Origin of the sequence: Lentzea xerophila (assembly GCF_051094245.1) — a bacterium.
Taxonomy (GTDB): Bacteria; Actinomycetota; Actinomycetes; order Mycobacteriales; family Pseudonocardiaceae; genus Lentzea; species Lentzea xerophila.
In genome coordinates this window covers 465,912-479,109 of record NZ_CP194934.1, presented here as the reverse complement: position 1 = coordinate 479,109, position 13,198 = coordinate 465,912, and the positions used below count along the sequence as shown (strand labels likewise).

The window sequence follows — 13,198 nt, the reverse complement described above, 5'->3', positions numbered from 1 at the left end:
GCTGCAGACGACATCGAGAGGAGGCGACGGGTGAACCGCAGGAAACTGCGCAAGCTGGTCGACGAGGTCGCCCGGGACCTCGACCTGCCGCCCGACGCCACGCACCGGGACGCGAGCCGCCGGGTCTGCGAGCTGATGAGCGAACGGCTCGGGCGTCCCGTCGACGTCCGCTTCGCCGCCATCACGAACGCGGTCTGCCTCAGCGGCGCGACCGCGTTGCTCGAGAACGGCACATACCTCGTCATCTGCGCCGACTCACCGTCCTGGTACCACCGCCTGCACGTGCTGCTGCACGAGTTCGCGCACGTTCTGCTCCAGCACCAGCCCGTCGCGCTGAGCCGTGACGAGGGCCTGCGCAAGCTCGCACCGCACCTGCTGCCGAGGATGGCCAAGATCATCGCCGGCCGGACGACACTCACCGAGGACGAGGAGCGCGAGGCCGAGAACCTCGCCGACCACCTGCTGGAGCGCCTGACGGAACACCGGGTGTGGGCCGACACGGCCGCCACCGAGGAGCCCGCGCACGTGCGCCGGGTGGCCGAGTCGCTCGAGGGAAGATCCCGCTGGGTGCGTCGTGGCGATCTTTAACCTGATCTACCTCTCGTGCGGCGTCGTCGGTCTGCTCCTGCTCGCGTACAAGATCCGGGCGCTGCGGTCGAGCTGGGGCAGTCCCCGTGTCGTCGCGCTGATCTCCACGGTGTTCTTCTCGGCGTTCGCGGTGCTCTTCGCGGCGCCGGCGAACATCACGTGGATCAACTTGGTCAGCGGCATCCCGAACTTCGCCGCGTTGCTCGTCTACAGCCTCGTGGTCTGCTTCGCCGGCGCGGCGTTCGCGCTGGTGCTGTACTGGCGTTATCCGGCGGCCCAGGCGTGGCAACGGGTCCGGCTGATCCTGATCAGCTACGGCTCGATCGTCGCGGCGATGGTCGTGCTGTTCTTCAAGTCCGAGGTCGGGGAAGAACGCCAGGTCGACTTCGACACGTACTACGCCACGCAGCCGACGGTGGCGGTGTTCCTGTTCATCTACTTCGTGGCCACCGGGGTCGGCTGCGGCGGGCAGGCGTACCACTGCTGGCAGGGCGCGCGGGACGAGGCGATCTCCGCACGGCCGTGGCTCGCGCGCGGACTGCGCTGGTACTGCGCCGCGGCGCTGTTCCCGATGGCGTTCGCGGTCATCAAGCTGTTCGTGCTGCTGATGAACTGGGCCGGTGAGCGCACCTTCGACGTGCTGAGCCTGACCGCGCCGCTGATGGCGTCGCTGTCGATCTTCCCGCTGGTGATCGCGATGGCGCTGCCGGTCTTCGGGCCGCGCCGCCCGTCGCCCTCGCTGTGGCTGCGGCGCTGGCGGACGTACTTCGCGTTGCGGCCGCTGCACCGCGCGCTGACGCACGTGAACCCCGGCATCGTTCTGGTGGCGCCGGGCAAGTTCCTCAACCCGCACCACCGCGTGCGCCGGCAGATCATCGAGCTCAACGACTGGCGCTGGGCGCTCACGCCGTACTTCGACCTGGCCGTCGGCGAGGCGGCGACCTCCCTCGCGCACCAGGCAGCGCTCTCCAAGGACGAGACGGCCGCCGTCGTGGAGGCCGCCCAGCTGCGGGCCGCGGGCTCGTCCAGCGGGCGTTCGCGCGCACCGGAGCGCCGTCCCCTCCGCGAGATCGCCGACGGCACCGACCTCGCCGCCGAGCACGACAGGTGGGTGCGGATCTCGCGCGCGTACCAGCACTCCCCGATCGTCGACGCCGCCGTCGCCGACGCGGCACGTATGCAAGCAGCAGGGGGACTGGACTAGATGGCACCCACACACGCCGTTGTCTTAGGCGGAGGCCTCGCGGGCATGCTCGCGGCGTCCGTCCTCGTCCGGCACATGGACGAGGTCACCGTCGTGGAGCGCGACAAGCTGCCGGACGGCCCTGGCCCGCGCTCCGGCGTGCCCCAGGCTCGGCACGCCCACCTGCTCATGGCCGGTGGCGCACGGGCGATCGAGTCGTTGCTGCCGGGCACTTTGGACGCACTGTTCGCCGCCGGAGCGCACCGGATCGGCGTGCCGAACGACCTGGTGTCGTTGAGCGCTCAGGGATGGGTGCCGCGGTTCCCCGAGATGCAGTTCATCGTCTCGTGCAGTCGCGGGCTGCTGGACTGGGTCGTGCGCAGCCAGGCGTTGCGGGACAACAAGATCTCCGTGCTGACCGGCACCGAGCCGGTGTCGTTGCTCGGTGACCGGCACGCCGTTTCCGGTGTGCTGGTGCAGGACCGGATCTCGCACGAGCAGATCAAGCTGGAGGCGAACCTGGTCGTGGACACGACCGGCCGAGGCTCGCGGCTCCCCGCCTGGCTGACCGACCTGGGGTTGCCCGCCGTGCACTCCGAGAGCGTCGACTCCGGACTTGCTTACGCGACAAGGATCTTCCGCGCGCCCCCGACCGCCGCCTCCGGTTTCCCGATCGTGAACGTGCAGGCGAACCCGCGCGATCCGCATCCGGGATGCACGGCCACGTTGCTGCCCATCGAGGACGGACGGTGGCTGGTCACGCTGTCCGGGACGCGCGGCGGCGAGCCCACCACCGACGAGTCGGCGTTCGTGTCCTTCGCGCGGTCGGTGCGCAACCCGGTGGTCGGCGAACTGATCGCGTCGGCCGAACCGCTGTCGCCGGTGTACGGATCGCACAGCACCGCGAACCGGCGGATGTTCTTCGAGCGCTTGAAGTCGTGGCCCGCCGGCCTCCTGGCGCTGGGCGACTCGGTGGCGACCTACAACCCCGTCTACGGGCACGGGATGTCGATCGCGGCGCAGAGCGCGCAGGCGCTGGACGCCGGAATGCGGTCGGGGCACGGCGCGCACCAGATCCAGCGCGGCATCGGCAAGGTGGTCGACGGGGCCTGGTCGATGGCCACCAACCAGGACATCCTGTATCCCGGGGCGGTCGGCAAGCCGCTGCCGCTGGCCGGGCGGGTGCTGCAGCGCTACGTGGACCGCCTGGTGCGCACGGCGACCACCGAGGCCGCGGTGACTCGGGCGTTCATCGACGCGTTCACGTTGTCCGCGCCGATGGCCAATTTGGTCAGCCCCAGGGTGGTGCTGGCGACTATGCGTGGGCCCCGGGGCGAGGTTTCTGCGGAGCCGACGCTGACGGCGGACGAGCGGGATCGGGTCACTGCTGCGGAGTGAGGCTTTGTGGGGCGGGCTCGGGTCGGGCGGGCTCGGGTCGGGCGGGCTCCGGGTCGGGCGGGCTCGGGTCGGGCGGGCTCGCGTCGGACCGGCTCGCGTCGGACCGGCTCGCGTCGGACCGGCTCGCGTCGGACCGGCTCGCGTCGTCTGGCAGGCCCGCCACGGGCGGGTTCGGGTCGGGCGGAGGCGCGTTTCCGGTGGGGCGGGCTCGTCGGGCGGAGGCGCGCTTCGGTGGCACGGGAGGCCGGGTCGCCTCCCGTCGCGAAGTTCACCCGCCGGCTCACCTCGAGCGCACCCGCGCCCTTTGATGACGCGGAAACCGGCTCACCTCGCCGGGGTGAAGTCCACGCTCTGCACGTAGGCCATGGCCTTGGCGAACGCCGGATCCTGCATCCTGGCCTCCATCTCCTCCGCGCTGGGCTCCGCGACTCGCTGGTGGATCCACCACAGGTTGCCGAACGGGTCGGCGAACCGGCTGACCCGGTCGCCCCAGAACAGCTCGGTGGGCTCGGTGACGACCCTTGCCCCGTGCCGCGTCGCCTTGTCGAGCGTGGCCGCGTCGTCGGCGACGTAGAGGCGCAGGAAACCCGGCGTGGGCGGCCAGTGCGGCGCGTCGAACAGCATCACCGCCGAGTCGCCTATGCGGACCTCGGCGTGGCCGATCTCCGGCGCCTCGCCCACGCGGCCCAGGTCGGTCGCGTCGAACACCGCCACGATGAAGTCGATCAGCTCGGCCGTGTGGCCTCGGGTGATCAGCCACGGCGTCACGGTGTGGTAGCCCTCGGGCACGATGTTCATCGGACTCCTTGTGCTCGTTGGAGCGACGTTCATCGGTCGCTCCTTCTGCTCGTTGGAGCGAACGTATGCCGCATGTAGGACTGATTCGGTCCTAGTTTTGGCCTAGGTTTGCGGCATGAGCGATGCGGCCCGGTTGTTGCGTCTGCTGTCGTTGCTGCAGACGCCCCGTGAGTGGCCCGGCAGTGAGCTCGCGGACCGGCTGAGCGTCACCACGCGGACCGTGCGGCGGGACGTCGACCGGTTGCGGGACCTCGGGTATCCCGTCGAGGCCACGATGGGTGTGCTCGGCGGGTACCGGCTCGTCGCGGGCACGGCGATGCCGCCGTTGCTGTTCGATGACGAGGAGGCCGTCGCCATCGCGGTCGGGTTGCGCACCGCGGCCCGGCAACCCGTGGCGGGCATCGCCGAGGCCTCCCTGCGCGCACTGGCGAAGCTGCAGCAGGTGCTACCGCCTCGGCTCGCCCGCCGGGTCTCGTCGCTGACGTCGGCCACCGCGCCCGCCTCGGCCTCGTACGCCACGTTGGTCGACCCGGCCCAGCTGACCGTGGTCGCCGGCGCGGTCGCCGCTCGCGAACGGGTGCGGTTCGCCTACGTGGCGCAGGAGAACGTCGTCTCGAAGCGGTACGTGGAGCCCATTCAGTTGGTAGCGCTCGACCGGCGCTGGTACCTCCTCGCTTTCGACCTGGAAAGGGACGACTGGCGGATCTTCCGGCTGGACCGCGTCTCCTCGGCACTGGCGACCGGGGCCCGGTTCGCGCCCCGCGTGCCGCCCGGCGGGGACGCGACGGCGTACGTGACGCAGAAGATGTACGACACGGCACCGACTTTTCGGGTCCGTGCCACCCTGCGACTGCCTGTCGACCTGGCACGGGCACGGCTGGCGGACTTCGCCGGCGACCTGACGGCCATCGACGACGACTCGTGCGCGTGGCACAGCGTCGAGGACACGGTGGACTACCTCGCGTTTCGCCTCACCCTGCTGGGGTGCGAGTTCACGGTGCACGGGCCTGATGAGCTGGTGCGGCACCTGCGGAGGCTGGGCGAGCGCATCGGCCGCTCGGTGAGGTAGGCGCACGGGGAACCCACGGGGGAGCCCACGCGGGTGACTGAACCGGCTCGCGGAACTGGTTGCCCACCCCGGTGAGCCGGATGGCGGGTGGCTTGGCTGGGCGGGCGAGCCGGACGGCGTGGCTCACCCTCCCAAGCGGCCCGCACAGCCAAGCCACACGGGGCACCCGGCTCACCCGCCCGGCGGCCCCGCTCTCACTCCCAGCACGGGCTGCCCGCCGACCACCCCCTCGTAGGAGCGGTCCCAAGGCCAGCGCCCAGTCTCGTCGGCGTGCACGAGCTGCAGGGCCTCGATGCCCTCACCGAACAGCCGCGCGGACACCAGCAGGTGGGCCCACGGCCGTGCGACGCGGACGACCTCCAGCTCCAGGCCGCCGGGCAGGGTGATGCGTTGACCCGGCAGAGGGACGCAGCTGTGGGCCAGGTGCTCGGCCGTGTCGTCGAGCAGGCGGCCCGCTTCCAGGACCGCCATGCCCGTCACGACCAGTTCCGGGAGGCCGCGCAGGGTCAGGCCGACGGTGTAGGCCCAGGGTGGGTGGGCACGGTCTCGTTCCACCGCCTGGACTGCCCAGCCTCGCGCGTCGATGCAGCGGCGCAGGGTGGCCAGGTGTTCTTCCATTCGGTCGGCGGGGTGGTCGCAGTCCCAGCACATGGCGGTCTCCTCGGATCGGTGGTGGATCCAGTGTGCCGAGGAGCACCGACAAGATCGTTTAGGCAGTTCGTTGACAGAAAGTGGACAAACGATCTGTGGGCCGTCTGGATCGTTAACCTGCGACGCACGGAGGATCGTCCATGCGCCCACGAACGCTTCTTGACGCGTTGGCCGGGGTCGTGCTCGTTGCGGCTGCGGAGACTTGATGCACATAGAACCCGGTTCACCCCTCGCGGATGCCGTCAAGGCCGCTCGGTCCGCCGCACTGCGCGGCAACGCGCTCGGCGTCGACCTCGCGTACCGGAAGGCCGCGACGCTCAGTCCGGTCGTCGCCCACGACCACTGCAGCACGCTGCTCAACCTCGGCGCGATCGGCAGGGCCGCGCAGCGCTGCGACGAGTACCTGACCATGAACAACGACGCCGGGTTGCGCGTCCTGCGGGCGCAGATCCACAGCGCCGCCACGGATCACGTCGCCGCGGAGCAGGACGTGCGGGCGCTGCGGAAGCTGAAGCTCACCGAACTGGAGCAGGCCCGGCTCGCGCGGGTCGCCGCGCTGGCCGCCGCGGACCGCTACGACCACCCCACCGCCGAGAGCGAGCTCGACGCCGCCGAGCGCCACTTCCGCCGCGCCGGCCGCCCTGAGTACCTCGAGCACATCGGCCGGGACCGGCTGCTGCTGGACGTTCGCAGGAGCACCCGCGTCTTCCGGGTCAGGGGACGATCGCCCCGCACCCCGGCCGCGTACCTGCAACGGGCCGCCGCGCTCCGGCGGGAAGTCCGTTACGAGGAAGCACTTGCGCTGATGACGAGGTGCGTCACCGGCTACCAGATCGAGCCCGCGCTGCGGTACGCGGTCCTGTACGAACTGACGGTCCTGCTGGTGATGACCCGGCAGGCGGGCGCGGCGCGCAAGCTCTTCCCGCTGCTCGCCGCGGCGGCGGGACCGGACGTGATCGCGAAGCTCCCGGACGCGACGCGGGCGCTCAGCCCGGAACGCCGCCTGAGCCACGTACGCCGCCTGATCGCCGAGGACGAGCTGGTCAAGGCGGAAGGCATGCTGGGCGAGGGAAACTCCCCGTTGTGGCACCTGACCGCCGCCGAGCTCGCCCACGCCCAGGGCCGGCTGGAGCAGGCCGCCCAGCACTTCCAGGTCGCGGGCCGGTCGGACCACCCCGAGCTCAAAGCGCTGGCACTGCGCAAACTCGGCGACACCTACGCCGACGCCGGCGACGAAGACCGTGCCGCACAACAGTGGACGGCGTCCCACCACGTCGAAGAGGACCTCGCCGACCACCAGGACAGCCCCAGTCTCACCCTCCGGATGCTGCGCGCCACCCCCGACGAACACGACGGCCGCGTTCTCGCCGCGGTCCGCCGCGTCCGGCGCGAAGGCCGGAAAGCGTTGCCGGGGCTGGTGATCGCCGTCGAGGCGGCCCGGGGCGCCACGATCCTGCCCGAGCCGCGCGACCTCCCGGGGTTCACCGACCTCCCCGCGGCCCGGCGCTGGCTGCGCAGGACCACCAGGCACCTGCCCCGTGACCAGGTCGTGTGGATGATGCACGCCACTCCGGACCAGCTGCACCACGTGATCATCGGCCGCCAGATCACCCACGTGACGACTGACGTCCACATCGGCGACCTCACCGACACGATCCGCCGGCTCAAGGCGTGGAAACCCAAGTACGACGCGGCGATCCTCGGCGCGCTGCTCGTCGAGCTGACCGGCCTGATCGCGCTGGACGACGTCGTCGAGGCCCTGCCGCCGAAGGTCACCCGGATCGCCGTCGTGGCGGGGGACGTGCTCGCCGACGTCCCGCTCGCCGGGCTGCCCGTGCCCGGCACGGGCCGCTATCTCGGCGTCGGCCACGCGCTGTCCAGCCTGCCGTGCCTGTCCGCCCTGCCGGCGCTGCGACGCCGGTCCCGCAGGCAAAGAGGCGATCAGACGGCGATCTTGACGAAAGCCTCGGAGCTGCACCGCACTGTTGAAGAATGCCGCTTCCAACGCATCCGCATCGACGCCCACGGCGCGCATGACCACATGGACCCCGACCAGTCGTGGCTGCAGTTCGGTGACGAACGGATGTCCGTGGAAGCGTTGGGACAGCTGGACTTAAGCGCGTTCGGCACGGTCGTGCTCGGCGCCTGCGAGTCCGGCATGACCCAGCAACGGGGCGGCGGGCAGCGGGCCGGTTTCGTCCGCGCGGCCATCACCGCCGGCGCGGCAGCGGTCGTCGCCGCACGCTGGCAGGCCGAGGACCGGGCCGCCAGGAAGGTGCTGGACGCGTTCGATCGCAATCTCGCCACGCTGCCCCGGGATCGCGCCTTACAACGCGCTTTGAAAGAGGTCGCCGACCGGCACCCGGCCGACTGGGCGTGCTGGTCCCTGCACGGCGACGCGGGCGTTCAGACCACAGCTGGCCCGCTGCGCAGAAGACTCAGGAAGAACGGAGAACCCGTGCCGCTCGAAACCCGTCCCAAGGTGTTCCTGTCGTTCGCCGGCAAGGATCGCCCGCAAGCTGAGCAGCTCCGTGCCGAACTGGAAGCGCGCAACGTCAACGCCTACCTCGACGAGAACGAGATCGCATCCGGCGACAACGCGGTCACCGCCGTCGACGAGGCGCTGGCCACCTCCGACTACTACGTCCTGCTGTGGTCGGCGAACACCCCGCACCGCGAGTGGGTCGCCAAGGAGTGGACGGCGGCGTTCAGCCTGGAGATGACGCGCCGGCGCGCGTTCCTGTTCATCGTGCGGCTCGACGAGGAACCACTGCCGCCGCTGCTCGCGCCGCGCAAGCACATCGACCTGATAGACGCCGCCGACCGCCTCGTCGCGACCTGGCGCGCGGACCGCAAGTCGGAGCTACCGGTGTTCCCGCAGCCCGTGCCGCCGACCGCGGACGGCCCGACCGCCGCGATCTCCGTGCGCAGCCACGACCTCGGCACCACACACGTGGTCATGACCCCGTTGCACCTCACCGGTGCCACGCTGTACCGGGCGGTGTTCGACGCGCTGCGGCTGCCGACCGAGCAGGCCACGTTCGACGGCTCGATCGGGATGCGGTTCTCCTACGAGCTGTACCAGCAGAACCAGCCGATCCCGAACGACGAGTCCATTGTGGAACTGGCCTCGGACGTGGTGGACATCGCGGTGCGCGTCGAGTCGTTCGGTGTGCGCGGCCCGTACCACACCAAGGAGCTGCACCAGGACGACGAACTCGACGAAGGCCTCGACGTCGACCAGCAACGCATGCTGCTCGTCGCCGCCTTCCGCCACCTCCTGCCCTGAACGGGTGAATTCACGCGTCGCACTCAGCCTTTCCTGGCTTCAGCGCCTGTAACCGGTGAAGGTCGCCCCAGGGCGATGAACGACACCGGCGGACGCTGAAGGGGAGGCCGTTGAGCACACCGGAGCCGGATCGGGGCTTCGCCGAGTTCTTCCGCGCCTGCCTGCCCGTGGTGACCAGGACGCTGACGGCACTCACCGGCGACACGCGCGCGGTCGAGGACATCGCGCAGGACGCGTTGGTGATCGCGCAACACCGTTGGAACGACATCCACGCGTACGACAAGCCCGAGGCGTGGGTGCTGAAGGTCGCGATACGGCTCATGCGGCGGTGGCAGCAGCGGCACCAGCACGAAACGCCGCTGGTCGCCGTGCAGGTGCACGAGGTGGCCGAGCAGGTGCACGAGGTGGAGGCGGTGCACTCGGCGCTGCGCGAGCTCTCCCCCAGGCACCGCGAAGTCGTGGCGCTGCACCACCTCCTCGGCTACTCGGTCAGCGAGATCGCGGCGGTCCTCGTGGTCGGCGAGTCGACCGTGCGCACGCACCTCACCCGCGGCCGGGCCGAGCTGCGGCGGATCCTCGGAGGCAGTGATGAGTGACCTGCTGGCCCAGTTCGAGTTCGACGAGGCGGTCGAGCGGCTGTACCGCCTCGGTGAGGCCGCGGAACGGGCCGGGCACCTGCGCGAGGCCGCCGTGCACTTCCGGGTCGCCGCCGACCAGCACCTCGGTGATGCGGCCGTGCGCCTGGCACGAGTGCTGTTCGCGCTCGGCGAGACCGTCGAAGCCACGCACTGGTGCCAGGTCGCGGTGGCCGACGGGTTCACCGAGGCCGAAGAGCTGATCGAGGAGAACTTCCAGGCGCGGCAACGGTTCCTGGAGCACACGGCCCGGATCATGGTCGGCGCGCCGACCTTCGACTGGCTGCCGTCCGGGATGCCGTCGAACCGCATCGAGCCGGCGGTGATCAGGACGCGCACGCAGGCGTTGCGCGCGCTGGACCAGCAGTACGGCGGAATCGCCTGCCACACCTCGGTACTGGAGCACCTCACCGCCGTGGAACCGATGATCGTCGTCGGCGACGAGGAGATCTGGACGGCCGTCGCCGAGGTCCACGAGCTGGCGGGCTGGACGGCGTTCGACAGCGGGCTGCCCGGCGTCGCGCTACCGCACTTCTCCCGCGCGTTGACGCTCGCACGACAGGCCGAGAACGAGGCGCTGATCGCCTCCGTGCTGACGCGCGCCGGCCGGATGTTCCTGCACCACAACGCACCTGACGACGCACTGAAGGCGTTCCAGCTCGGTTTCGTGGCCGCACACAACTCGTGGGCCGACCGCCAGTCGCTGGACGATCCGCAGGAGGCCATCGCCTCACTGACGGCAAAGGTTGGCGCTTATGGCGTTGAACGCGCCCGTGCCCGCACGATCGCGTTGACCGCCCTGGCCCGCAACCACCTCGCGCTCGGCGACCCGGACACCGCCGCCGAGTTCGCCAGGCAGGCCGTGACGACGGCGGCGAACCTGCGCTCGGCACGCGCCGACGACCAACTGCGGTGGCTCGACCAGGAAGCCCGGCGTGCGGGCGCATCCACGCTGGCAGAGCACATCTCGGTCCGTTTCGCGCGCTGTGGCTGACAGCTTTTGCCCGATCCGGGCGGATACAACGCGTGCACGCGGTCGAGTAAGTTCTCCGGCATGGCCGAGCCATTCTCTTGGGTGCCCGCGGGAATCAACACGGACGTGCCCAGCGCGGCAAGGGTCTACGACTTCCTGCTGGGAGGTGGCCACAACTTCGCGTCGGACCGCGTGGTCGGCGAGAAGGTGCTGCGGATCCTGCGCGACGGCCGCGCCATCGCGTCGTCGAACCGCTCGTTCATGCGCCGCGCGGTCCTGCGGATGATGGAGCACGGCATCACGCAGTTCCTCGACCTGGGCTCGGGCATCCCGACGGTCGGCAACGTGCACGAGATCGTGCACCAAAAGAACCCGGACGCACGCGTGGTCTACGTGGACCACGACGAGGTGGCGGTCTCGCACAGCCAGCTCATCCTGGAGGGCAACGACAACGCGGGCGTCGTGCAGGCGGACATGTGCCGGCCGCAGGACGTGCTGTCCGACCCGGTCGTCCAGAGCCTGATCGACTTCTCCCAGCCCGTCGGCCTGCTCATGGTCGCCGTGCTGCACTTCGTCCCGGACGAGAAGGACCCGGCCGGCATCGTCGCCCGCTACCGCGACGCCATGCCGCCCGGCACCCTGATCACGCTCTCGCACCTCACGGCCGACTTCAAGCCGGAGGAGATGGACGGTGTCGTCGAGGCCATGAAGCACAGCCGCGACCCGATGTACTTCCGTTCGCTCGCCGAGTTCGAGCCCATGTTCGCCGGCATGGAGGTCCTCCAGCCGGGCGTCGTCCCGGCGCCGAGGTGGCACCCGGAACCCGGCCCGGCCGGAGACAGCGGCCCGCAGGACGTCTACGTGGGACTCGCCCGCAAGCCCTAGTGGAACTTCCAGGCCTGGGCACCGGAACCGTTGCAGGTCCAGATGTTCAGGCGGGTGCCGGGCGTCGTCGACGCGCCGGGGTTGTCCAGGCACAGCCCCGACTGCGGGTTCCGAACGGACCCGTCGGACCGCACGCGCCACTGCTGCGCGCCGGTGCCGTTGCACTGCCACAGCTGGACGAGCGTGCCGTTGGCGGTGCCGCCGTTGTCGACGTCGAGGCACTTGCCGGAGATGGCGATGGTGCCGTCCGCGACGACGCGCCACTTCTGGGCGTAGGAGTTGTTGCACGTCCAGATCTGCACCGGGTTGCCGTTGGCGGTGCCGCCGGCGTTGTTGTCCAGGCAGAGCGTCGGGGTGGCGGCGAGCGATACCGAACCCGCGCCGGACGGGTGGCGTTCGGCCGGGAGCACCGGCGTGTTCAGGTGGTAGAAGTCGACGGCCAGGTAGTTCGGGGTCTTGCGGGCCGCGGGTTCGCAGAAGCGCTGGGCGCGGCTGACGGCCTTCGAGTTGTCGGTGGCGACGGTGCCCTGGATCGGGACGTCGCGGAAGTGGTTCATGACGAACAACGGGCGGAAGTTCGGTTCCGTCGCGGTGAGCGGCTTCTCGCCCCAGCGGGAGTAGCAGGACCAGTCGGAGGCACCGACGCCCGCGCCCATGGACCAGTAGTTCTCGACGGTCCAGTCGCGCTGGTACAGCACGCCGGAGTTCTCGCGGCCGTCCCTGCCGTGGTCGGTGAAGATGAGCAGGCGCTTGCCGCTGGCCCTCATCTGCGACAACGTCGGCCAGCCGTGCTCGCGGACGCCCTCGGCGCGGAACAGGACGTCCCCGAGGCCGTTGACGCGGGCCAGTTCGGAGCGCAGGACGTCGGCGGAGACGTAGTCCTCCAGGAACACCGTGACGATCTCGGTGGGGCGTGACTTCAGGAAGTCGACGATGCGCTGGAGGTCCACGTTCAGGGCGACGGGCCTGCTGACGAGCGTGCAGCTGTTGTGGCAGAGGATCGCGCCGTCGGGGGTCTGGTGGATGTCGAGCATGAAGCCGCGGACGCCGTCGTTCAGCTGCTGCACGATGCCGCGGGACTGGTTCGGGGCGATGTTGCCGAAGGTGAAGCCGCCGTCGACGCCGTTCGCGTAGGCGTTGTGCGAGGTCAGGAACGTCATCTCGTCCAGGCGCGGGTCGGCCGGGACCTGGACGCGGACCGGGTTGACCGGGGTCAGGAACCACGTGTCGCTGCCGGTGCCGACGCGGATCTGGTCGGTGCCGGACGCGATCAGGTAGCGGTCGGCGCCGGGGTCCTTGAAGCGGTATCTGTCCTGGTCGTCGAGCGTCGCGACCCACTGGGCGTCGGCACTCGAGCAGCTGACCATCTGGGCGGCGTCGCCGGCGCGGCCGAGGCATTGGCCGCCCTCGGACAACGTGCTGCCGTTCCAGGAGAACTGCTGGCGGTCCTCGTTGCCCTTGGGGCGGTGCTGGACGACGGAGGAGCCGGACACGGCGGCGTTCTGGCCGGTCACGGCGCTTTGCAGGTAGTAGTTGCCGTTGGGTGCGGCGGCCGCGTCGACGGGGACGAGCAGCAGCGACAACAGCGCGAGCACAGGGATGATGCGCATGGGGTGAAGGCTCGACCATGGGCGTGAACATGAAAAGGCTTCACAGCCAAAATCCGCCCAAACCGAGACATCTGTGGGCCGGACCACAAAACCGGATGCAGCGAACGGCGGTAGCGAGG

11 protein-coding genes are annotated in these 13,198 nt (G+C 70.3%); 8 read left to right on the top strand and 3 right to left on the bottom strand.

The genetic code is table 11. The features are described from left to right. Positions 1–30: 30 nt before the first annotated feature. Genes ACRSBM_RS02360 through ACRSBM_RS02350 form a run of 3 tightly spaced genes read left to right on the top strand, consistent with a single transcriptional unit; the run spans position 31 to position 3,169 of the window. Positions 31–588 carry a hypothetical protein gene (locus tag ACRSBM_RS02360; RefSeq protein WP_434439202.1) on the top strand — a complete coding sequence of 186 codons (558 nt, stop codon included), beginning with the start codon at positions 31–33 and terminating at the stop codon, positions 586–588. Next, on the top strand, positions 575–1,792 hold the full coding sequence (locus ACRSBM_RS02355) for an MAB_1171c family putative transporter (protein WP_434439199.1): 1,218 nt from the start codon (positions 575–577) through the stop codon (positions 1,790–1,792). The genes ACRSBM_RS02360 and ACRSBM_RS02355 overlap by 14 nt, the downstream gene beginning before the upstream one ends. Then, positions 1,793–3,169, top strand: a complete 1,377-nt coding sequence (locus ACRSBM_RS02350) for an NAD(P)/FAD-dependent oxidoreductase (RefSeq protein ID WP_434439197.1) — start codon at positions 1,793–1,795, stop codon at positions 3,167–3,169. A gap of 324 nt (positions 3,170–3,493) precedes the next feature. Here the strand turns inward: ACRSBM_RS02350 and ACRSBM_RS02345 are convergent, their stop codons facing one another. After that, on the bottom strand, positions 3,494–3,967 hold the full coding sequence (locus tag ACRSBM_RS02345) for a VOC family protein (RefSeq protein WP_434439195.1): 474 nt from the start codon (positions 3,965–3,967) through the stop codon (positions 3,494–3,496). A 115-nt stretch (positions 3,968–4,082) separates the two neighbouring features. Here ACRSBM_RS02345 and ACRSBM_RS02340 point away from each other — a divergent pair, with 115 nt between their 5' ends. Continuing rightward, positions 4,083–5,036 (top strand): helix-turn-helix transcriptional regulator, encoded by a 954-nt coding sequence (locus ACRSBM_RS02340; RefSeq protein ID WP_434439193.1) that lies wholly within the window; start codon positions 4,083–4,085, stop codon positions 5,034–5,036. A gap of 171 nt (positions 5,037–5,207) precedes the next feature. On the opposite strand, the gene ACRSBM_RS02335 is transcribed toward ACRSBM_RS02340, so the two are convergent. After that, positions 5,208–5,687, bottom strand: coding sequence for a DUF4262 domain-containing protein (locus tag ACRSBM_RS02335; protein WP_434439190.1), 480 nt, complete (start codon positions 5,685–5,687; stop codon positions 5,208–5,210). A 205-nt stretch (positions 5,688–5,892) separates the two neighbouring features. On the opposite strand from ACRSBM_RS02335, the gene ACRSBM_RS02330 reads away from it, so the two are divergent. The 4 genes from ACRSBM_RS02330 (at position 5,893) to ACRSBM_RS02315 (ending at position 11,469) form a co-directional block, all read left to right on the top strand. Then, positions 5,893–8,976: a TIR domain-containing protein gene (locus ACRSBM_RS02330; protein ID WP_434439189.1), complete on the top strand. Its 3,084-nt coding sequence runs from the start codon at positions 5,893–5,895 to the stop codon at positions 8,974–8,976. A gap of 110 nt (positions 8,977–9,086) precedes the next feature. Beyond that, positions 9,087–9,572 carry an RNA polymerase sigma factor gene (locus tag ACRSBM_RS02325; RefSeq protein ID WP_434439187.1) on the top strand — a complete coding sequence of 162 codons (486 nt, stop codon included), beginning with the start codon at positions 9,087–9,089 and terminating at the stop codon, positions 9,570–9,572. Continuing rightward, positions 9,565–10,605, top strand: coding sequence for a hypothetical protein (locus ACRSBM_RS02320; protein ID WP_434439185.1), 1,041 nt, complete (start codon positions 9,565–9,567; stop codon positions 10,603–10,605). Before ACRSBM_RS02325 ends, ACRSBM_RS02320 begins: the two co-directional genes overlap by 8 nt. A gap of 60 nt (positions 10,606–10,665) precedes the next feature. After that, on the top strand, positions 10,666–11,469 hold the full coding sequence (locus ACRSBM_RS02315) for an SAM-dependent methyltransferase (protein ID WP_434439183.1): 804 nt from the start codon (positions 10,666–10,668) through the stop codon (positions 11,467–11,469). On the opposite strand, the gene ACRSBM_RS02310 is transcribed toward ACRSBM_RS02315, so the two are convergent. Next, a complete protein-coding gene (locus ACRSBM_RS02310) occupies positions 11,466–13,079 on the bottom strand; it encodes a ricin-type beta-trefoil lectin domain protein (protein ID WP_434439181.1) in 1,614 nt (537 codons plus the stop codon). The genes ACRSBM_RS02315 and ACRSBM_RS02310 overlap by 4 nt on opposite strands. Positions 13,080–13,198 lie beyond the last annotated feature (119 nt).

Coding starts and splice junctions, on each gene's coding strand:
- ACRSBM_RS02340 (WP_434439193.1), top strand. CDS start 4,083: ATGAGCGATGCGGCCCGGTTGTTGCGTCTGCTGTCGTTGCTGCAGACG.
- ACRSBM_RS02345 (WP_434439195.1), bottom strand. CDS start 3,967: ATGAACATCGTGCCCGAGGGCTACCACACCGTGACGCCGTGGCTGATC.
- ACRSBM_RS02335 (WP_434439190.1), bottom strand. CDS start 5,687: ATGTGCTGGGACTGCGACCACCCCGCCGACCGAATGGAAGAACACCTG.
- ACRSBM_RS02320 (WP_434439185.1), top strand. CDS start 9,565: ATGAGTGACCTGCTGGCCCAGTTCGAGTTCGACGAGGCGGTCGAGCGG.
- ACRSBM_RS02330 (WP_434439189.1), top strand. CDS start 5,893: ATGCACATAGAACCCGGTTCACCCCTCGCGGATGCCGTCAAGGCCGCT.
- ACRSBM_RS02315 (WP_434439183.1), top strand. CDS start 10,666: ATGGCCGAGCCATTCTCTTGGGTGCCCGCGGGAATCAACACGGACGTG.
- ACRSBM_RS02350 (WP_434439197.1), top strand. CDS start 1,793: ATGGCACCCACACACGCCGTTGTCTTAGGCGGAGGCCTCGCGGGCATG.
- ACRSBM_RS02310 (WP_434439181.1), bottom strand. CDS start 13,079: ATGCGCATCATCCCTGTGCTCGCGCTGTTGTCGCTGCTGCTCGTCCCC.